Genomic DNA, 573 nt, shown 5'->3' on the forward strand with positions numbered 1-573 from the left:
GATGTGGACGGTGGTGCCGGTGAGGATGGCGTTGTCGCCCTCGAGCTGGAGGGGCTTGAGGGAGCCGCCGTGCAGCTCGAACAGGAACGCGTTGGCCGCGGCGACCTTGCCGTTGACGAGGACGTCGCCGTAGAGCTTGGACGAGCCCGGGTTCACGACGAAGTTCTCCAGCGTGACGGTGGTGTCGCCGGCCTTCAGGGTCAGACCCGAGTCGTCGTGGTTCAGCAGGCCCTGCACGTACGGGCGGTAGTTGCCATCCGGGGACCAGTAGGTGACCGACCCGGCGGTGATCGGGAACGACACCGACCCGTCAGCGAGGGTCGCATCGCCGGAGACGCCGGGGGTGAGCTTCAGGGCGGTGAGGGCGTCGGTGAAGCCGGAGTCGAGCTTCACGGCGGTGGAGCCACCGAGGACCTCGGGGACCGAGGCGACGGGTGCGGGGATCTTCGACGACGACGAGGACACCGTGTGCACGTTCGGGGTCGCGGCCTGGGCGGAGGAGATCCCGAACGCGGCACCGCCGAGGACGAGGGCGCCGGTCGTGGCGAGGGTGATGGAGGTCTTGAGGCTCTT

General features: G+C 69.1%; 1 protein-coding gene. It reads right to left on the bottom strand.

Annotated features, from left to right (window positions below; all coding sequences use genetic code 11):
* Nucleotides 1-573: hypothetical protein (locus DEJ00_RS18670; RefSeq protein ID WP_111058343.1), on the bottom strand; the 573-nt coding region annotated here is incomplete at both ends.

It is taken from the genome of Curtobacterium sp. MCLR17_039 (assembly GCF_003234745.1).
GTDB classification, from domain to species: Bacteria; Actinomycetota; Actinomycetes; order Actinomycetales; family Microbacteriaceae; genus Curtobacterium; species Curtobacterium flaccumfaciens.